Origin of the sequence: Xanthomonas arboricola pv. populi (genome assembly GCF_002939945.1) — a bacterium.
Lineage (GTDB): Bacteria > Pseudomonadota > Gammaproteobacteria > Xanthomonadales > Xanthomonadaceae > Xanthomonas > Xanthomonas arboricola_A.
The window spans coordinates 1-19,917 of record NZ_MDEB01000010.1; the positions used below are offsets into that span (position 1 = coordinate 1).

14 protein-coding genes are annotated in these 19,917 nt (G+C 62.7%); 4 read left to right on the forward strand and 10 right to left on the reverse strand.

Translation table 11 applies throughout. The features are described 5' to 3' along the window. Positions 1–800 precede the first annotated feature (800 nt). The 4 genes from XaplCFBP3123_RS19385 to XaplCFBP3123_RS19400 all read right to left on the reverse strand — a co-directional run bounded on the left by XaplCFBP3123_RS19385 (position 801) and on the right by XaplCFBP3123_RS19400 (position 5,172). Positions 801–1,679, reverse strand: coding sequence for an alpha/beta fold hydrolase (locus tag XaplCFBP3123_RS19385; RefSeq protein WP_253254257.1), 879 nt, complete (start codon positions 1,677–1,679; stop codon positions 801–803). A gap of 197 nt (positions 1,680–1,876) precedes the next feature. Beyond that, complete coding sequence (gene acnB, locus XaplCFBP3123_RS19390) at positions 1,877–4,468, reverse strand: bifunctional aconitate hydratase 2/2-methylisocitrate dehydratase (RefSeq protein ID WP_104535508.1); 2,592 nt, start codon at positions 4,466–4,468, stop codon at positions 1,877–1,879. A gap of 48 nt (positions 4,469–4,516) precedes the next feature. Next, positions 4,517–4,927, reverse strand: coding sequence for a type II toxin-antitoxin system VapC family toxin (locus XaplCFBP3123_RS19395; RefSeq protein ID WP_016903181.1), 411 nt, complete (start codon positions 4,925–4,927; stop codon positions 4,517–4,519). Beyond that, complete coding sequence (locus XaplCFBP3123_RS19400; protein WP_104535509.1) at positions 4,924–5,172, reverse strand: AbrB/MazE/SpoVT family DNA-binding domain-containing protein; 249 nt, start codon at positions 5,170–5,172, stop codon at positions 4,924–4,926. Before XaplCFBP3123_RS19400 ends, XaplCFBP3123_RS19395 begins: the two co-directional genes overlap by 4 nt. Positions 5,173–5,323: 151 nt before the next feature. On the opposite strand from XaplCFBP3123_RS19400, the gene acnA reads away from it, so the two are divergent. Next, positions 5,324–8,092 carry an aconitate hydratase AcnA gene (gene acnA, locus XaplCFBP3123_RS19405; RefSeq protein ID WP_104535510.1) on the forward strand — a complete coding sequence of 923 codons (2,769 nt, stop codon included), beginning with the start codon at positions 5,324–5,326 and terminating at the stop codon, positions 8,090–8,092. A 207-nt stretch (positions 8,093–8,299) separates the two neighbouring features. Here acnA and XaplCFBP3123_RS19410 read toward each other — a convergent pair whose 3' ends face one another. Further along, positions 8,300–8,752: a hypothetical protein gene (locus tag XaplCFBP3123_RS19410; RefSeq protein ID WP_104535511.1), complete on the reverse strand. Its 453-nt coding sequence runs from the start codon at positions 8,750–8,752 to the stop codon at positions 8,300–8,302. A 94-nt stretch (positions 8,753–8,846) separates the two neighbouring features. Here XaplCFBP3123_RS19410 and XaplCFBP3123_RS19415 point away from each other — a divergent pair, with 94 nt between their 5' ends. The 3 genes from XaplCFBP3123_RS19415 (at position 8,847) to XaplCFBP3123_RS19420 (ending at position 12,348) form a co-directional block, all read left to right on the forward strand. Continuing rightward, positions 8,847–10,529, forward strand: coding sequence for a long-chain fatty acid--CoA ligase (locus XaplCFBP3123_RS19415; RefSeq protein ID WP_104535512.1), 1,683 nt, complete (start codon positions 8,847–8,849; stop codon positions 10,527–10,529). Positions 10,530–10,782: 253 nt separating this feature from the next. Further along, on the forward strand, positions 10,783–11,067 hold the full coding sequence (locus XaplCFBP3123_RS21315; protein WP_146091400.1) for a hypothetical protein: 285 nt from the start codon (positions 10,783–10,785) through the stop codon (positions 11,065–11,067). Positions 11,068–11,481: 414 nt separating this feature from the next. Then, complete coding sequence (locus XaplCFBP3123_RS19420; RefSeq protein WP_104535513.1) at positions 11,482–12,348, forward strand: crotonase/enoyl-CoA hydratase family protein; 867 nt, start codon at positions 11,482–11,484, stop codon at positions 12,346–12,348. Between the two features lie 8 nt (positions 12,349–12,356). Here the strand turns inward: XaplCFBP3123_RS19420 and XaplCFBP3123_RS19425 are convergent, their stop codons facing one another. The 5 genes from XaplCFBP3123_RS19425 to XaplCFBP3123_RS19445 all read right to left on the reverse strand — a co-directional run bounded on the left by XaplCFBP3123_RS19425 (position 12,357) and on the right by XaplCFBP3123_RS19445 (position 19,807). Next, a complete protein-coding gene (locus XaplCFBP3123_RS19425) occupies positions 12,357–14,525 on the reverse strand; it encodes an ATP-binding protein (RefSeq protein ID WP_104535514.1) in 2,169 nt (722 codons plus the stop codon). Then, positions 14,522–15,664, reverse strand: coding sequence for an HD-GYP domain-containing protein (locus XaplCFBP3123_RS19430; RefSeq protein ID WP_104535515.1), 1,143 nt, complete (start codon positions 15,662–15,664; stop codon positions 14,522–14,524). Before XaplCFBP3123_RS19430 ends, XaplCFBP3123_RS19425 begins: the two co-directional genes overlap by 4 nt. Before the next feature lie 140 nt (positions 15,665–15,804). Then, positions 15,805–17,322, reverse strand: a complete 1,518-nt coding sequence (lysS, locus tag XaplCFBP3123_RS19435; RefSeq protein WP_104535516.1) for a lysine--tRNA ligase — start codon at positions 17,320–17,322, stop codon at positions 15,805–15,807. Positions 17,323–17,531: 209 nt separating this feature from the next. Next, positions 17,532–18,657 (reverse strand): peptide chain release factor 2 gene (prfB, locus tag XaplCFBP3123_RS19440; RefSeq protein ID WP_104535517.1). Its coding sequence is split into 2 segments (ribosomal slippage): positions 17,532–18,581 and positions 18,583–18,657, totalling 1,125 coding nucleotides; the frame shifts between segments, so codons are not numbered across the junction. Between the two features lie 229 nt (positions 18,658–18,886). Then, a complete protein-coding gene (locus tag XaplCFBP3123_RS19445) occupies positions 18,887–19,807 on the reverse strand; it encodes a LytTR family DNA-binding domain-containing protein (protein WP_253254258.1) in 921 nt (306 codons plus the stop codon). Between the last annotated feature and the right edge of the window lie 110 nt (positions 19,808–19,917).

Genomic DNA, 19,917 nt, shown 5'->3' on the forward strand with positions numbered 1-19,917 from the left:
CTGTGGCAATAGTGTCGCGCATCTGCTGTGCTTTGTTCAGAGGTTCCTTAAGGCTGCTGACAACGCTACGTCGTGGTCGTCAGACTTGCTCTCATAGCGTTTTACGCACACATCGGCAGGTGGAAGTAACCCGCCAGAAAGCAAAGCATCTGATCTGGTGCTTCTGTGCAGGGCCCTTGTGATCTGGCCGACGTGGTCTGATTTCCAAAACGTTCCGTCGAAGGCGGGCCGCAAGTTGCTTGGGTTTGCCCTTATCGCTAACCATGCATGCAGGCGACAAAGCCGTTGCGTTAAATGGCCTCGATTAAGTCATCTCGCTTTTGCGGTTGCATCAGTGCACGACCGACTTAGGAGGCGTGATGTCCTTACCGGTTCCGGGACCCTTGGCGGCCTGGATGCCGCCAAGGAGCCTCCAGGGACGGATTCACGGCGTGTCCCGGAAGTGGTGAGGGCATCGCGCCCTCGACCCGCCAGGCTTTGCTGCTTTGAAACGGCAGACAAAGTTCAAAAGCAGGTTGCCTCGAGCTAAGGCTGGCCAATGCGGACTGACCAAAGGCAAAGCATCTGATCTGGTGCTTCTGTGCAGGGCCCTTGCCCGCCCACCATCGCAGGACACGCCGCAAGTACGTCCGTGTAGCAACTGTGTTGATCAGGACCTTACAGATAAGGCTCTTACGCGGCATCCATGCCGCGTAAGGTCCCGCGACGGTGGGCGGGCAAGGACCAAGTGGGATGGTCGGTGCTCATGGTTGCAAGCAACGCATGGTGTCGTTCTGACCGCCAGATCAGCACCACACCAATCAGAGCGGTGCCTGTGCCTGAGCGCTGGCTTCAAGCGCGCGCCTTTCCATCCGCGTCGAATCCGATGCCACGGTACGCTTCAACCAACCCAGCAACTGCGCGGTGACGAACGCCGGATTCTCCAGCGATGCGATATGCCCGGCATCGGGGACCAGCTCGTAGTCGCAACCGATCACCTCGGCCATCAGCCACAGCTCTTCCGGCGGACGCGGAATATCGTCTGCGCCGCCGAGCAGGAACGTGCTTGCCGGATTCAGCGCAGACATCGCCTCCAGGCGATCCGCGCGCCCGAAGATCAGCCGACCCAACGGCACAATCGAGGTGCGCAACTGCTCGGCCGACATCGCCGCCAGGCGCTGCGCAAACGCGGCCGGCAGCGCGGAATTCAGATCGATACCGGGGCGGAAAAAGATCGGCACGATCGCCTCGATCAACGCAGGCGTCACCTGCCCGGCCGCTTCGATCGCATCGAGCAAAGCGAAGTAACGCGTTTGCGTGGCCTGCGGCTCGGCACCCAGGAAGGTATCCATCAGCACCAGGCTGCGGACGCGCTCCGGTGCCAGCAGCGCCAGCTCGGCGCCCCACATGCCACCGACCGACAAACCGACCACCGCGCACTGCGGCAGTTCCAATGCATCCAGCAACAGCAGCATCTGCCCGGCAAGATCGCCCACCGTTCGTGTGCCCGCCGGCAATGCCGAGGATTGCCCGTGCCCCCACAACTCGGGAACGATGACCCGATAGTGCTGCGAAAGCGCCTGGATCTGCGGCTCCCACATGGCCGCATCCCAGAGGTAACTGTGGCCGAGCAGAACCGGAAACCCTTGACCGTATTGTGCGTAGTGCAGCGTTTGACCAGCGATCGTGCAAATAGGCATTGGAAAATCATGAGAGCCGATGGGAGCGGCGCCACTCTAGTCCCCTGCACTTCAGATTTTTGTTGCAATGCGACAGGCGAGTTAACTGATATTGGCTTTAACGCCCGGCATCATGCGGAAAAGCGAAGCGACCGATCCAATAACGAAAAACGCCCGACATTGCCGGGCGTTTTCGAACACGTGATCAACCAGCTGAATCAGGCAGCGACGGTGTCGGCCACGTCCTGATATTCCTGGATCTGATCGAAGTTCATGTAGCGATAGATCTGATCGCCACTGGTCTTGATCACGCCCACATCGGCCATGTATTCGTCCTTGGTCGGGATGCGGCCCAGACGCGAGCAGATCGCGGCCAGTTCCGCCGAACCCAGGTACACGTTGGTGTTGCGGCCGAGACGGTTGGGGAAGTTACGCGTGGAGGTGGAGAACACCGTGGCGCCCTCGCGTGCCTGTGCCTGGTTGCCCATGCACAGCGAGCAGCCCGGCATTTCCATGCGTGCGCCGGCCGCGCCGAAGGTGCCGTAATGGCCTTCCTTGGTCAGCTCGGAGGCGTCCATCTTGGTCGGCGGCGCAACCCACAGACGTGTAGGAATATCGCGCTTGCCTTCCAGCAACTTGGCAGCGGCACGGAAGTGGCCGATGTTGGTCATGCACGAGCCGATGAACACTTCGTCGATCGCCGCACCGGCAACCTCGGACAGCGTCTTGACGTCGTCCGGGTCGTTCGGGCACGCCACGATCGGCTCGTGGATGTCGGCCAGATCGATCTCGATGACGGCCGCGTATTCGGCGTCGGCATCGGGCTGCAGCAGCTGCGGATCTGCCAGCCACTCTTCCATCTTCTTGATACGGCGGCCCAGCGTGCGCGCATCGGCATACCCTTCGGCGATCATCCAGCGCAGCAGCGTGATGTTGCTGGTCAGGTATTCGATGATCGGCGCCTTGTCCAGGTGCACGGTGCAACCGGCCGCCGAACGTTCGGCCGAGGCGTCGGACAACTCGAACGCCTGCTCCACCTTCAGATTCGGCAGACCTTCGATCTCCAGGATGCGGCCGGAGAAGATGTTCTTCTTGCCCTGCTTGGCCACGGTCAGCAGGCCGTCCTTGATCGCGTACAGCGGGATCGCGTTGACCAGGTCGCGCAAGGTCACGCCCGGCTGCATCTGCCCCTTGAAGCGCACCAGCACGCTCTCGGGCATGTCCAGCGGCATCACGCCGGTAGCGGCCGCGAAGGCCACCAGGCCGGAGCCGGCCGGGAACGAAATGCCGATCGGGAAACGCGTGTGCGAATCGCCACCGGTACCGACGGTGTCGGGCAGCAGCATGCGGTTGAGCCAGCTGTGGATCACGCCGTCGCCCGGACGCAGCGACACGCCGCCACGGGTGGAGATGAACTCCGGCAAGGTGTGGTGGGTCTTGACGTCGACAGGCTTCGGGTAGGCGGCGGTGTGGCAGAACGACTGCATCACCAGATCGGCCGAGAAGCCCAGGCAGGCCAGATCCTTCAGCTCGTCGCGCGTCATCGGGCCGGTGGTGTCCTGCGAGCCCACCGAGGTCATCTTCGGCTCGCAATACGTGCCCGGGCGCATGCCCTGGCCTTCCGGCAGACCGCAGGCGCGGCCGACCATCTTCTGCGCCAGCGAGAAACCCTTGCCGGTGTCCGGCGGGTCCATCGGCAGGCGGAACAGGTCCGAGGCCGGCAGGCCCAGGAACTCGCGCGCCTTGGCGGTCAGGCCGCGGCCGACGATCAGCGGAATGCGGCCACCGGCGCGCACTTCGTCGAACAGCACGTCCGACTTCATCGCGAACTCGGCGATCACCTGCCCGTTCTTCAGCGCCTTGCCGTCGTACGGACGCAGCTCGACAACATCGCCGTGCTCCATCTGCGACACGTCCAGCTCGATCGGCAACGCGCCGGCGTCTTCCATCGTGTTGTAGAAGATCGGCGCGATCTTGCTGCCCAGGCACACGCCGCCGAAGCGCTTGTTCGGAATGAACGGAATGTCTTCGCCGGTCCACCACAGCACCGAGTTGGTCGCCGACTTGCGCGAGGAACCGGTACCGACCACGTCGCCGACGTAGGCGACCAGATGGCCCTTGTCCTTGAGATCGGCGATGGCCTGGATCGGGCCGCGCTTGCCGTCTTCTTCCGGCACGAAGGCCGCGCCATCGCGGGCGTTCTTCAACATCGCCAGCGCGTGCAGCGGGATGTCCGGGCGGGTGGTCGCATCCGGCGCCGGCGACAGGTCGTCGGTGTTGGTCTCGCCCGGCACCTTGAACACGGTGACGGTCATGCTCTGCGGCACTTCCGGCTTGCTGGTGAACCACTCGGCATCGGCCCAGCTCTGCAGCACGGCCTTGGCGTGCGCGTTACCGGTTTCGGCCTTTTCCTGCACGTCGTGGAAGGCGTCGAACACCAGCAAGGTGTGCTTGAGCGCCTCGGCGGCGGTGGCGCCCAGCTCGGCGTTGTCGAGCAGATCGATCAGCGGCTGGATGTTGTAGCCACCCAGCATGGTGCCGAGCAGCTCGGTCGCACGCGTGGGGCTGATCAGCGCGGTTTTTTCGGTGCCGAAGGCCACCGCGGCCAGGTACGAGGCCTTGACCTTGGCAGCGTCGTCGACGCCGGCCGGCACGCGCTGGCTGAGCAGCTCGACCAGGAATGCTTCTTCGCCCGCCGGCGGAGCCTTCAGCAGCTCGATGACCTCGGCGGTCTGCTGCGCGGTCAGCGGCAGCGGCGGGATACCGAGCGCGGCGCGCTCTGCAACGTGGTGGCGATAGGCTTCCAACATGCGGATTCTCCGAAAGACAACAGTGAATGTGTAAACGCGAAACGTGGATCAGCGTGCGGGTTTGGGGACAACGATCTTCAAACCCTTGAAGTAGTCGCGGAAAAAGCCCTCGTCGCGGGTGATCAACCCGTCGCACTGGAGCATCGCGTGCGCGCCGATCAGAAAATCGGCCACCACCCGCTCGCGCTTGCCGCCGCGCGCGCGGAAGCGCTTGTTCATATGGCCGGCGCGTACTGCCGCCGCTTCCTGGGTGGCTTCGTAACGCACCCCGATCGAGGCCAGGGTCTCCATCAGGTCGACCTGGGTATCGAGCATGGCCAGCACCTCGGCCACCACCGCATCGCAGACCACCACCTCGTCGCGCGCCAGCGCATCGCCGATGCAGATCTCCGACACCTCGCCGTAGACCGCATCGCCGACCAGGATGTCGAGCAGCACCGAGGAATCCAGGGCGATCATGGGTCGAACGGGTCCCCGGGGGCGCGGCCACGGATGGCGCGCATCGCCTCGTCGGTACTGGTCAGCCCGTCGACCAGCCTGAACTTGCCGCGCACCTTGCGCAGCGCCTCGCTGACGTCCTTGCGCAGGATGATGCGCCCGCCGTCGAGCTCGATCTTGAGCGTGGTGCCCTTGGTCAGGCCCAGGGCATCGCGCACGGCCTTGGGCAGCGTGATCTGCCCGCGTTCGGCAACTGTGGCTTCCATGGAGGTGGCCCCGGCAAAAAGTATGCTGCGATTTTACATACTTGACTTGTCGTACTCAAGACCACATACCCTGTCCTGCAACCGAACGTACACACTGAATTGGTCACACTGTTCCAGACAGACCTAAAGCCTGCAGCCATAGGAGTGATGCATGAGCGATTCCTTTTCCACCCGCACCTCGCTTGAGGTCCACGGCAAGCGCTACGAGTACTACAGCCTGCCGAAGCTGGGCGAGCGCTTCGAGATCGGCCATCTGCCCTATTCGATGAAGATCCTGCTGGAGAACCTGCTCCGGCACGAGGACGGCGGTGTCACCGTCGGCAAGGACCATATCGAAGCGGTCGCCAAGTGGGACCCCAACGCCGAGCCCGATATCGAAATCGCCTTCATGCCCGCCCGCGTGGTGCTGCAGGACTTCACCGGCGTGCCGTGCGTGGTCGACCTGGCCGCGATGCGCGATGCCGTGGTCAAGCTCGGCGGCAACGCCGACCAGATCAACCCGCAGATCCCCTCCGAACTGGTCATCGACCACTCGGTGCAGGTGGACGTATTCGGCTCGGCCGATGCGCTCGACCTCAACGGCAAGATCGAATTCCAGCGTAACCAGGAACGCTACGGCTTCCTGCGCTGGGGCCAGAAGGCGTTCGAAAACTTCAAGGTGGTGCCGCCCAACACCGGCATCGTCCACCAGGTGAACCTGGAAAATCTGGCGCGCGTGGTGATGAGCGCGGACATCGACGGCACCCGGGTCGCGTACCCGGACACCGTGTTCGGCACCGACAGCCACACCACCATGATCAACGGCATCGGCGTGCTGGGCTGGGGCGTGGGCGGGATCGAGGCGGAGGCTGCGATGCTGGGCCAGCCCTCGTCCATGCTGATTCCACAGGTGGTCGGCTTCAAGCTCAGCGGCAAGCTGCCCGAAGGCGCCACCGCCACCGATCTGGTGCTCACCGTCACCCAGATGCTGCGCAAGGCCGGCGTGGTCGGCAAGTTCGTGGAGTTCTACGGCGAAGGCCTGCAGCATCTGCCGCTGGCCGATCGCGCCACGATCGGCAACATGGCACCGGAATACGGCGCCACCTGCGGCATCTTCCCGGTCGACGACGAATCGCTGACCTACCTGCGCCTGTCCGGCCGCAGCGAGGAGCAGATCGCCCTGGTCGAAGCCTATGCCAAGGCGCAGGGCCTGTGGCACGACGCCAACACTCCGCCGGCCCAGTACAGCGCCACGCTGGAGCTGGACATGGGCGAGGTCAAGCCGTCGCTGGCCGGCCCCAAGCGCCCGCAGGACCGCGTGCTGCTGGAAGACATGCAGGCCAACTTCCGCGAGAGCCTCAAGCCGTTCGTGGACGCGCGCAGCAAGCGCCTGACCGACGTCAAGCAGGAAGACCGCCTGAAGAACGAAGGCGGCGGCGGCACTGCGGTCGGCGCCAAGGCCGCGCAAGCCGAGAGTTCCACCGACAGCGGCGCCGGCTGGCAGCTGCGCGACGGCTCGGTGGTGATTGCCGCGATCACCTCCTGCACCAACACCTCCAACCCGGCAGTAATGCTGGGTGCCGGCCTGCTCGCGCGTAACGCGGCGGCCAAGGGGCTGAAGGCGCAGCCGTGGGTGAAGACCTCGCTCGGGCCGGGCTCGCGCGTGGTCACCGATTATCTGAGCAAGGCCGGCGTACTTGCCGATCTGGAAAAGCTCGGTTTCTACGTGGTCGGCTACGGCTGCACCACCTGCATCGGCAATTCCGGCCCGCTGCCGGACGATGTGTCTGCGGCGATCGCCAAGGACGATCTGGTGGTGTCTTCGGTGTTGTCGGGCAACCGCAACTTCGAAGGCCGTGTGCATCCCGAAGTGAAGATGAACTACCTCGCCTCGCCACCGCTGGTGGTGGCGTATGCGATCGCCGGCACCACCGACATCGATCTCACCACCGATCCGCTGGGCACCGGCAGCGACGGGCAGCCGGTGTATCTGCGCGACATCTGGCCGAGCAACAAGGAAATCGGCGACACCATCGCCGCCACCGTCGGCCCGGAGATGTTCAAGCAGAACTATGCCGACGTGTTCAAGGGCGACAGCCGCTGGAACACCATCGCCTCCCCGGATGGCGCGCTGTACGAATGGGACGCGGCCTCGACCTACATCAAGAATCCGCCCTACTTCGACGGCATGACCATGCAGGTCGGCCATGTCGAGGACGTGCATGGCGCGCGCATCATGGGCCTGTTCGGCGATTCGATCACCACCGACCACATCTCGCCGGCCGGCAACATCAAGAAGGATTCGCCGGCGGGCCGCTTCCTGCAGGAGCGTGGCGTCCAACCGGCCGACTTCAACAGCTACGGCAGCCGCCGCGGCAATGACGACGTGATGGTGCGCGGCACCTTCGCCAACATCCGCATCAAGAACCTGATGTTCGGCGGCGAAGAAGGCGGCAACACGCTGTATTACGCAAAGGACGGCACTGCGCCGGAAAAACTGGCGATCTACGATGCGGCAGTGAAGTACAAGGCCGACGGCGTGCCGCTGGTGGTACTGGCCGGCAAGGAATACGGCACCGGTTCCTCGCGTGATTGGGCGGCCAAGGGCACCAACCTGCTCGGCGTCAAGGCGGTGATCGCCGAGAGCTTCGAGCGTATCCACCGCTCCAACCTGGTCGGCATGGGCGTGTTGCCGCTGCAGTTCCTCGAGAACGAAAACGCGCAGACGCTGGGCCTGGATGGTTCGGAAGTGCTGGATATCACCGGCCTGCAGGACGGCGCCAGCCGTCGCGCCACAGTGGATGCCAAAAAGTCCGATGGCAGCGTCAAGCAGTTCCAGGTCAAGGTACTGCTGCTGACGCCCAAGGAAGTGGAGTACTTCAAGCACGGCGGTCTGCTGCAGTACGTGCTGCGTCAACTGGCTGCACGCAGGGCGGCCTGATCGCAAGGCGCGCTGCGCCATCAGCTCGATGACACTCCCGCCGCCTGGCGGGAGTGTCGTTTTGGGCGACCAGAACTCGCTAACGCTGGACAGGTGAGCAATGGTCAGATGCGCATGGACGGTGCACGCGAACGCAGCGAGACGTGAGATGTTCTGCCACCAGACACCGGCCGCGCGCCCGGCGATCCGCACACGGAAATCGCCGTGTCAGCGCCCCGCCGGCTCCCATTGCGCGTGAGACAGCTGCCAGTCGCCGCCCTGCAGGCGCCAGCCGGTGGTCACCTGATAGGTCTGTGCCTGCTCGGGCAGCCAGCGTCCGCTGCCACCGGTCAGCAGCGCGGTGAAGCGCACGCTTGCGGAGTCGTCGCGCAGTCGCACATCCACCGGCCCCAGGGTCACGCCGATCCTGCGATTGCCCAGCATCTGCAGCTGCATCAATCGCCGCAGGCCGGCTGCATCCACTCCTTGTTCGCCGACAAAGTCCTCGGCCACCGGCGCCAACGCCTCGCCGATCTGCCGCGCTTCGATCGCCTGATGCATCGTCTCCAGCGTTGCGCGCAGCCGTTGTTCCGGTGCAGCACGCGTGCAACCGATCCAGGCCACGACGCAAATTGAGACCAACCTGACCCACCATCGCGCTTGAATGCTGCTCTGCTTCACGCTTCGCCTTTTCCATGCATGACGGTATGCTGCCCGCTGTTGTAGTGCCGTGGAACACACCGCGTCACGTACCGAACACCCTGGAGGGGGGCAGATGAATCAGGCACGTCCTTGGTTGCAAAGTTATCCGGCCGGCGTCGCCGCCGAGATCGATCTGGAGCAGTTCCGTACCGTGGCAGAAGTGTTCGCCACCTCGGTCAAGCGGTTTGCCGATCGCCCTGCGTATCACAGCTTCGGCAAGACCATCACCTATCGGCAAGCCGATCAGCTGGTCGAACAATTCGCCGCCTATCTGCTTGGCGAATTGCAGTTGAAGAAAGGCGACCGCGTCGCCCTGATGATGCCCAACTGTCTGCAGTACCCGGTCGCCACGTTCGGCATCCTGCGCGCCGGCCTGACCGTGGTCAACGTCAATCCGCTCTACACCCCGCGCGAGCTGAAGCATCAGCTGGTCGACTCCGGCGCCAGCGTACTGGTGGTGATCGACAACTTCGGCACTACCGTGCAGCAGGTCATTGCTGACACCCCGGTCAAGCAGGTGATCACCACCGGCCTGGGCGACATGCTCGGCTTCCCGAAAGCGGCGCTGGTCAACTTCGTCGTCAAGTACGTCAAGAAGCTGGTGCCGGATTACCGCATCAAGGGCGCGATCCGTTTTCGCGACGCGCTGGCGCTGGGCCGCAAGCACAGCGTGCCGACGCTGCAGATCGAGCCCGACGACATCGCCTTCCTGCAGTACACCGGCGGCACCACCGGCGTGGCCAAGGGCGCGATGCTCACCCACCGCAATCTGGTGGCCAACATGCAGCAGGCCCACCAGTGGCTTGCCGGCACCGGCAAGCTGGAAGAAGGCGCCGAGGTGGTGATCACCGCGCTGCCGCTGTACCACATCTTTGCATTGACGGCCAACGGCCTGGTCTTCATGAAGATCGGCGGCTGCAATCACCTGATCAGCAATCCGCGCGACATGCCCGGCTTCGTGAAGGAATTGAAGAAGACCCGCTTCACCGCCTTCACCGGGGTCAACACGCTGTTCAACGGCCTGCTCAATACCCCCGGCTTCGATCAGGTGGATTTCTCCACGCTCAAGATGACCCTCGGCGGCGGCATGGCGGTGCAACGTTCGGTCGCCGAACGCTGGAAAAAGGTTACCGGCCTGACCCTGGTCGAGGCCTACGGCCTGACCGAAACCTCGCCGGCCGCCTGCATCAACCCGATGGACCTGAAGGACTACAACGGCTCGATCGGCCTGCCGATTCCCTCCACCGATGCCTGCATCAAGGACGACGCCGGCGCGGCGCTGCCGCTGGGCGAGATCGGCGAACTGTGCATCAAGGGCCCGCAGGTGATGAAGGGCTACTGGAAGAAACCCGAAGAAACCGCCAAGGTCATGGATGCCGAAGGCTGGTTGCACACCGGCGATATCGCGCGGATGGACGAACAAGGCTTCGTCTACATCGTCGACCGCAAGAAGGACATGATCCTGGTGTCCGGCTTCAACGTCTACCCGAACGAGATCGAGGACGTGATTGCCGAGATGCCCGGCGTGCTGGAAGTGGCCGCGGTCGGCGTGCCGGACGAGAAGTCCGGCGAGATCGTCAAGGCCGTCATCGTCAAGAAGGACCCGGCCCTGACCGCCGACGCCGTCAAGGCGCATTGCCGCGCCAACCTGACCGGCTACAAGCAGCCGCGCGTGATCGAATTCCGCAAGGAGCTGCCGAAAACCAACGTCGGCAAGATCCTGCGCCGCGAACTGCGGGATGCGCCCACGCCGTAAAGTCCCTGCAAGATCGTTAACTTACATGGATGTTCGACGCCCGCATTGCCTACTGCGATGTGGGCGTTTTTACATCAGCGGCTGAAATGCGCTGACGTGCTGGTTCAGCATGACCGGATTCGATTAATTTTTTTATGCAAACCACGCGTGCGCTGGCCGTTGCCGGCAACATAAAGGATTTCCAATTGGAATGATGGTCGCTGCACGTCCTACAGTTAAAAGTAGGCAAGCACACGACTGATGGCTTGCCAACTTGAAAAGATCCAGCTCAAAAGAATTCCTTAGAAATCCAAATTCAAGCATTAGTAACAATAAAAATCGCGACAAGGTTTTATTTACATCCGGGCGGCAGCAAGAGGCAAGTCACGGCAGCCACCTCGTAGCCATACACATTGAAAATGAAGAAAATGGCAAGCTGAACGTGAAAAAATCAATTGGACTGATAAAACAAAAGCTAAAGGCGCTTACTCCCATGAGCTGCAGCGGGAATAAACACTTGGGAAGCAACATCAACCTGACCCTGAAGTCGAGCTCGTGATAACAGCCATGTCGAGCCCCTAAAATAGATGAGACAGGCCACAACCCGGAAGCTCCGGAACCATCTCCTTCACAACGTTTAACCGACTCGGCATCGGCGGTTCAGTACTCCCCTTTCGTCTCAGCGGCAATTCGCATGATTGAGAGAAGTCCGGCGACATATCCGCCTTCAAGTACTGGGCGCCCCACGCCTGGCGCCTGTGGGGCGAAGGTTGGGAGTGGTGCGACAACGCAGTCAGATGATCAGCCAACCATCCATCTCGCCCTTCCTCCACGCCCCGCAAAAGAACCCACTCAAACGTTACTCTCTTGCGGCGCGTCGTTGTTACGCGCATAGATCGGAAGTCGGCGCAATTTCAACTTAGTCCTCCGTCTAGCTGGCAGCCGACTGGACGGAACATCTCGGAGAATACCCATGTCAGTCGTCCTTCCCATTACCCGTCTTCAGCGCGCCTCTACTGTCAAGGTCGTGGCAGATACCTCGCGCGATGTGTACTGGATGCATATGCATGCTCACTTGGCCACCACGTCTGAGCGACCCTGTTTTTCCTCCAACTTGCTCGATGACCTGATCGAACACCAGCAAATCATTCGCAACGAGGTCAACACCAGCCGTGCCGAATCGCCGTTTATGGTGCTCGTCTCGGACAGTGACGTCTTCAACCTGGGCGGTGATCTGGAATTGTTCTGCGGGCTGATCCGACGCCGCGATCGCGATGCGTTACTGGATTACGCACGCCGCTGCATTCAATGTGCCCATGCCTTCACCACCGGCCTTCATGAGGATATGCACTGCATCGCCCTGGTGCAGGGCAATGCATTAGGTGGCGGCTTCGAAGTTGCCTTGAGCTGCCACACTATCGTGGCCGAGGAAGGCGCGCAACTGGGCTTGCCGGAGGTTTTGTTCGATCTGTTTCCGGGCATGGGGGCTTACTCGTTCCTTTGCCAGCGCATGCCTCCGCGTCAGGCCGAACGCCTTATGCTTGAGGGCAACATGCACAGCGCAGAGGAGCTGCACCGGCTGGGCGTGGTGGATCACGTCGTACCGCGTGGTGAAGGACTTGCGGCGGTGGAGCAGATCATCCGAGAGGGACGGCGTATCCCACATGCGTGGAAAGCAGTCCAGCAAGCAAAGCGTGCCAGCAGCGCGCCATCTCTAGACGAGCTGATGAAAATCACCGAAATCTGGGTCGATACTGCACTGCAGCTTGGGGACAAGTCACTGCGCACAATGGAACGCCTATTCCGAGCCCAGGACCGCCGCAGCATTCGACGCGACTAAACGCTTGATTAGAAAAACGGCGACTGCTGGTCGCCATCGCGCTGGTCTTGTCGCTGGCGCGCTTCTAATGCATCACGGCCCTGAGCCAGGGCTTCCTGCAATTGCGCCAGCTGGCTTTGCCAGTCTGGCGGCAACGGTATGGCCAGCAGCATGGCATTGCTGGCCAACGCTGCGAGGCGCGCCAACCCAAGGTTGGCGGACACACCGCGCAGCGCGTGAGCATGCGCACGATATTCTTCAGCCTGGCCCGTCTGTCCGGCTTGCTGCAACGCTTGCAAGCAGCGGGTGGCATCTGCCAGACATTGCGAGACGAACTGGGATTCGAAGGCATGACCCATGCCTAACTCGGCAAGTTCGTCGAGCACCTGCGGGTCGAATGCCAGTTCATCATCCAATCTGGTTTCCTGGGCAGGCACACGGCCATCGGCAGCGAGTCTTCCGCCGCTGGCTATTTCCGCCAGCGCCCCCAGCAATTTACTGGCTTCCAACGGTTTTCCGAGAAAAGCATGTACGCCGGCTTCTTCGCAGCGCCGAATCGATTCCACAGTCACATCCGCGCTCAAAATCACCACGGGAACGTAAGGCATCCCGCTGGCATGCATCACGCGCATCTGTCGCAGCAGGTCCAGTCCGCTTAGACCCGGCATATGGAGATCGGAGATCACTGCATCGCAGCTCTCCTGAACCAGAAGGTCCAGTACATCTTCCGTTCCCGCAAGACAGACCACGGTGTGCCCAGCCTTTTCCAGCATCCGCTGCACCACCATGCGATTTGCATGGTGATCATCGACAACCAGTATCCGCATCGAACGCACGCGAGCGCGATGGCGCAGAAACGGATTGGAAAAGGCAATCACATTGCTGACCTTATCCGGCAGCTCTTCCTGCAGAGCTGCTTTCTCGATCACCAGCGGCTCGGCTTCGACCCCGATCGGCACCTCGAACCAGAACACACTGCCGCAGGGCTGATTGTCGCGATACCCGATCCGCCCTCCCATACTTTCGACCAGCCCTTTAGCGATGGTGGTCCCCAGGCCGGTTCCCTCATAGTGGCGGTTCAAGCCCATATCGCCTTGCTGGAACGCATCGAACACCCGCGACTGCATCGCTACTGGCACCCCGATTCCAGTATCGCGCACCTCGAAGCGAACGCAGATCCGATCGCCAGGTAGCGAGCCCACTCGTGACACTTTCAGATCAACGCTTCCCTCGTCGGTGAACTTGACCGCGTTGCCGATCAGATTCAGCAGCACCTGCGACAAGTGCCCTGCATCGCCAACCAGGTTGGCGGGCACATCTGCAGCAACTTCCACCTGGTAGCCAATCCCCTTGTTGGTAGCCTGTGGACGCAGGATCAAAGCGACCGAGTTCAGAAGCGAGGCCAACAGAAAATTGGTGCGGATCAGGCGAACTTTACCAGCCTCAATCGCTGAGATATCAAGCACCTCCTCCACCAGCGAACGCAGGTTGAGCGCCGATGCCTGGATCGTCCTTAAATATTCGCTTTGCTCGGCATCCAGCTTGGTCACTGCCAGCAGCTCCGCGGTGCCGGACAGCCCATTCAACGGCGTGCGAAACTCATGACTCATATTCGCCAGGAATTTGCTCTTGGCCTCATTAGCGTGACGGGCGTCATTCAACGCCCTGGTCAGCGCGGTGAGCAAAGAGAGGAAATACAACGGAACGGCGATTTGGCCCAGCAGCAATCCTCCCGCTAACGTCGGAATCGAACGCCAGTAAGGGGAAAACAGGCTCACCAGGATCAGACTGAACGTACCCACCGCCGTCGCGGCGAGTAAGTATCGGCTGCCATAGCGCAGGCCGTTGCCGATTGTCACCCACAAACAGACGACATAAAGAACTCCGCCCGCATCGGCCGTGGCGAGCATCAAGACGACGATGCAAGCGTAGTCGCTGAGCATGCCGATGCAGCGCCGCACATGCGAAATGCCGGGCTGCACAGCAATTGCTGTCAACAAGCCGAGAGACACCACAATCTCCCAGCTCAGCACCCACCAAGTCTTAGCCAGATAGCCGGAGCGCCCCGGTTGGTGCTCCATGGCCCAAACGTAAGCAAACAACAGTATCGCGATGGCAATACGTACAGAGTGCTGCAGATGCTCGCTATCCGGACGCTGCCGGAAGCGGATTCGCAGCCCGTCTATCAACACACTCATCCCACTTGACCTGGACGCGGCGATGCGGTCGAGAATTCCTGGCAGATCTCGTCCAGCTGCGCGCGGCCGCGTAGCAGCGCATCCACGCAGCGCGGGTCGAACAGGCGACCGCGTTGTGCGTACAGATAGGCCAGCGCGGCGTCCATGGTCCATGCCTCCTTGTACGGGCGCGGAGACAGCAGCGCGTCGAAGACATCGGCCACCGCCACGATGCGTGCTTCCAGCGGAATCGCCTCGCCCAACAGTCCATCCGGGTAGCCGGTGCCGTCGTAGCGCTCGTGGTGACGCAGCGCGATCAAGGCGCCGACCTGGATGAAGCGGTTCTGGCTGCCGCTGAGCAGCTCGTAGCCGATGCGCGGATGCCGCTTCATGATGCTCATCTCGTCGTCGGTGAGCTTGCCCGGCTTGAGCAGCACCGCATCGGGAATGGCGATCTTGCCCATGTCGTGCAGCGGTGCGGCCATCTCGATGATGCGCACTTCTTCTTCCGACAACCCGAGCTGCTCGGCGATCAGGCCGGCCACATGCGACATGCGCTCCAGGAAGGCGCTGGTACCCGAGTCGCGGTACTCGATAGCGCGCGCCAGCCGCGACAAGGTTTCGCGTTCGCGTTCTTCGACCTCGTTCATGCTGGCCAGCAGACGCTGCTCCAGCGACAGCGCGCGTTGCTTGACGCTTTCGCTCTGCTGACGCAACTGCAGCAAATTGGAGCAGCGCGCGCGCAGTTCGCGCGGGCGGATCGGCTTGACCAGGAAGTCGATCACACCCGCTTCCAGCGCGGCCTGGCGGATCGGCTCGTCGCCGACGATGGTGATCAGGATGATCGGGATATCGCGATGGCTGGGCAGCCGGCGCAGACGCCGGGCGAACTCCAGACCATCCATGCCGGGCATGCGATAGTCGAGCAGCAACAGATCCACCCGTCCGGCCTCGCACCACGCCAACGCGTCGAGCGGATCACCGAAATCGTAGACCTTCAATTCCGGTGCGATGTCCTCGATGACGTGGCGCAGCATCGTCCGCGCAGACATCTGGTCATCGACAATGACGATGTTCAATCCCAGATCCGCCTTTTCCGACCAGCTTCCCGATGGATCCGCCGACGATACGCCGGCAAGATTACCCAAAACATCCTGCATAGCCGTTGCTCCTCTATCCCGACAACGGAAAAGCGATGACGCCGGCCGCTGTGCCGACTCCCCCGACGATACGCCATTCGGGGCTCCGCTCAAGCATATGCAGTATCTGTGCCGTCGGCACGCCGACGACACGAAAAAGATCAGGCTTCCGGACGCATATACGGGAACAGCAGCACATCGCGGATCGAGGTGCTGCCGGTCAGCAGCATCACCAGGCGGTCGATGCCGATGCCCAGGCCGCCGGTCGGCGCCATGCCGTACTCCAACGCGCGGATGTAATCGGCGTCGTAATGCATCGCTTCGTCGTCGCCACCGTCCTTGGCCTGCACCTGCGCCTGGAAGCGCGCGGCCTGGTCTTCGGGGTCATTGAGCTCGGAGAAGCCGTTGGCCAGTTCCTTGCCGTTGATGAAAAGCTCGAAGCGATCGGTGTAACCCGGCTCGGTGTCGCTGGAACGCGCCAGCGGCGACACCTCGACCGGATGATCGGTAATGAAGGTCGGCTGCACCAAGGTGTGTTCCACAGTGGCTTCGAAGATTTCCAGCAGTAGCTTGCCCCAGCCGTACGATGGCTTGACCTTGATCTTCAGGCGCTCGCAATGGCCCAGCAGCGCAGTGCGATCGGTGCAATCGGCCACGCTGATTTCCGGATTGTGATGGCGAACGGCCTCATCCATGCGCCAGCGACGGAAAGCCGGCGCCAGATCGATGTCGGCACCGTCCCAGTTGACCTGGGTGGTGCCCAGTACCGACTGGGCGGTGTCACGGATCACCTGCTCGGTCAGATCCATGATCTGGTGGTACGTGGCATAGGCCTCGTAGAGTTCGAGCATGGTGAACTCGGGGTTGTGCCGGGTCGACACGCCCTCGTTGCGGAAGTTGCGGTTGATCTCGTAGACCCGCTCCAGGCCACCGACCACCAACCGCTTGAGATACAGCTCCGGCGCCACGCGCAGGTACAGGTCCAGATCCAGCGCGTTGTGGTGGGTGGTGAACGGCTTGGCGGTGGCGCCACCGGGGATGTAATGCATCATCGGCGTTTCCACTTCCAGGAAGCGGCGCGCGTCCAGCCAGGCGCGTATCGCGCGGATGATCCTGGAGCGCTTGATGAAGACCTCGCGCGCCTCCGGAGTGACGATCAGATCGACATAGCGCTGGCGATAGCGCTGCTCCACGTCCGACAAGCCGTGCCACTTGTCCGGTAACGGACGCAGCGACTTGGTCAGCAGGCGCAGCGCGCTGGCCTTGACCGACAGCTCGCCGGTCTTGGTGCGGGTCAGCCCGCCCTCCACCGCCACGATGTCGCCGACATCCCAGCCCTTGAACGCGGCATAGGCATCGCCCAGCACATTGCCCTGCAGGAACAGCTGCACGCGCCCGGACTCGTCCTGGATCTGCGCAAAGCTGGCCTTGCCCATCACCCGCTTGGCCATCAGGCGCCCGGCCATCCTGACCGTGCGCGCGGTCGCTTCCAGCGCCTCGGGGGTCCAGGTGTCGGCATCGGCGAATTCGGCCTGCAGATCGCCGGCGAAGTGTTCGCGGACGAAGTCGTTGGGATAGGCAATGCCCTGGCCGCGCAACGCGCCCAGTTTCGCGCGACGCTCGGCGATGAGGCTGTTCTCGTCGGCGGGGATCTGCGGCGCGGGGGTCTGCTCGGTCATGGCGGGAATCGGTCTGCGATAGGTCGGGCGCATGCCCGGTGGAGAATGCGGAACCGGGTTTGCCGGTTCCTGCGTTTTACGGTGTGTCGGTGACAACTGCACGGCGCAACGGGACTGTTTGGCAAGGTGCCGGGCTGCACTGCGCTGCACATATCGCAGCGGGCGCGGCGACGTCGATGCGCGGCAGGCGCAGCAACGTCTTCCTGCGATCAGGCATCCAGGCGTTTGGAGCCTGCCGCCAGACCGGCCTTGAGGCTGGCCTCGACGAATTCGTCCAGATCGCCGTCCAGCACTTTCTGCGTGTCGCTGCGTTCGATGCCGGTGCGCAGATCCTTGATGCGGCTCTGGTCGAGCACGTAGTTGCGGATCTGGCTGCCCCAGCCAATGTCGGACTTGGTGGCTTCCAGCGCGTCGCGTTCGACGTTGCGCTTCTGCACTTCCAGCTCGTACAACTTGGCCGCCAGCATCTTCATCGCGTTGTCGCGATTCTGGTGCTGGCTGCGGCCGGTCTGGCAGGCGACCACGGTATTGGTCGGAATATGCGTGATGCGCACTGCCGATTCGGTCTTGTTGACGTGCTGACCACCGGCGCCGGAGGAGCGATACACGTCGGTACGCAGATCGGCCGGATTGATGTCGATCTCGATGTTGTCGTCCACTTCCGGCGACACGAACACCGAGGTGAAGCTGGTATGCCGGCGGTTGTCCGAATCGAACGGCGACTTGCGCACCAGCCGGTGCACGCCGATCTCGGTCTTCAACCAGCCATAGGCGTACTCGCCCTCGATGCGGATCGTGGCCGACTTGATGCCCGCCACTTCGCCGCCTGACACTTCCATCAGCTCGGTCTTCCAGCCGCGCGACTCGGCCCAGCGCAGGTACATGCGCAGCAGGATTTCGGCCCAGTCCTGCGCCTCGGTGCCGCCGGCGCCGGCCTGGATGTCGACGAACGCATTGGCGCCGTCCATCTGGCCGGAGAACATGCGCTGGAATTCCAGCGTTTCGACGTGGGTCTGGTACTTGTCCAGATCGGCGATCACCGCCACCGCGGTATCTTCGTCCTGCTCGCTTTCGGCCAGTTCCAGCAGATCGGCGGCATCGGTCAGACCGGCCAGCACATCGGCGATGCCGATGACGGTCTTTTCCAGCATCGAGCGCTCACGACCCAGGGCCTGCGCGCGCTCGGCGTCGTTCCACACATCGGGGCTCTCGAGCTCCCGGCTGACTTCTTCTAGACGCTCTTTCTTGACGTCGTAGTCAAAGATACCCCCTGAGCGAGAGCACGCGATCGTTGAGATCGGTGATGCGCTGGCGGATCGGATTGGTTTCGATCATGACGGACTTCCGGCAAACAAGCCCGGTAGTCTAGCAAGCGGGCGGCGGTGACGGTCGTGGGGGGCCTTAGTTTCGAGCCGGCCCTGGACGTCATGGCCACCACTGCATGCTCAAACCGGAGCAAGGCAGCCAGGAGGCTGCTCAGATGACGAGCCTTGGGCTCGAGCTGTCACCGCCTGGGCGGAGCTGGACCTCCGCGCGACCGCAGCGATGCCGTGTGGACAGCCGGTCAGCCCTGCACAACCTCGATACGCTGCGGTGCGGGTGCCTGCCCTGCCACCACCCGTAACGCAGCCAAGTAACGGCGACTGCACGGCAGCACGGTGGCGTCGGACAGGTGCACGCGGGCGTCGCCGGATTCCAGCGGCTCGATCGCCTGCACGCGTGCCAGCTTCACCAGATAGCTGCGGTGGATGCGCACGAACACGGCCGGATCCAGCCTGGCCTCAATCGCGGCCATCGTGCTGCGCAGTGGGTAATCGTGGCCGCGCACATGCAGATTGACGTAGTTGCCCGAAGCCTGGACCCATTCGATGTCGGCGGTGGCGACCAGGAAGTCGCGCCCCAGCTTGCGCACCAGAAAGCGTTCCGGACGATCCAGCGGCTCGACCGGCTGGCCTTCGTCCGGCGCGGCCAGCAGATGCGCCTCGCCCTGCCGACGCCGGCCATACCATGCCAGCGTGTGTCGTAGCGCCACCAGCAGGGCAAAGGTGCGCAGATCCTTGGAGAGTTCGTAAATCCACTGCAACCACAAGGCACCGAAATCGTAGTGCGCACCGACCGCCAGATAGACCAGCTTACGCAGCAGCACCATGCCGCTCACGTGCAGCAGCCACCAGACAAGTGCGGCCGCCATATAGAGAGGAATGCGCCGCCGCCAGACATCGGCATGCAATGGCCAACGCGTGCAGAGCCAGATCAGCGGCGGCAAGAGCAGCAGTGAGACGGTCGCGCTGCTCAGCTCCCAGGTCAGCACCTGCCACAGCAGCAGCGGCTGACCGTCGCGCCGTGCCGCCAGCCATGTGCTCGCGGTGTTGCCCAGCGCGCTGCCATAGAAAACCAGCAGCCAGATCAACGCCACCCAGTGCCTGCCCGCGCTGGCATCTCTGTCGGTCTCGCGTGCGATCGCCCCGGACGCAGGTGAATTCATCCGCGCATTCTATGCAAACCGCCCACCTGCCGTCCCCCGGTTCGTCCCTGTGGGACCGCAACTGGTCACTCGGGGACGGCGTCGCCGCCCTTGGCGCAGCTGCTTGGGGC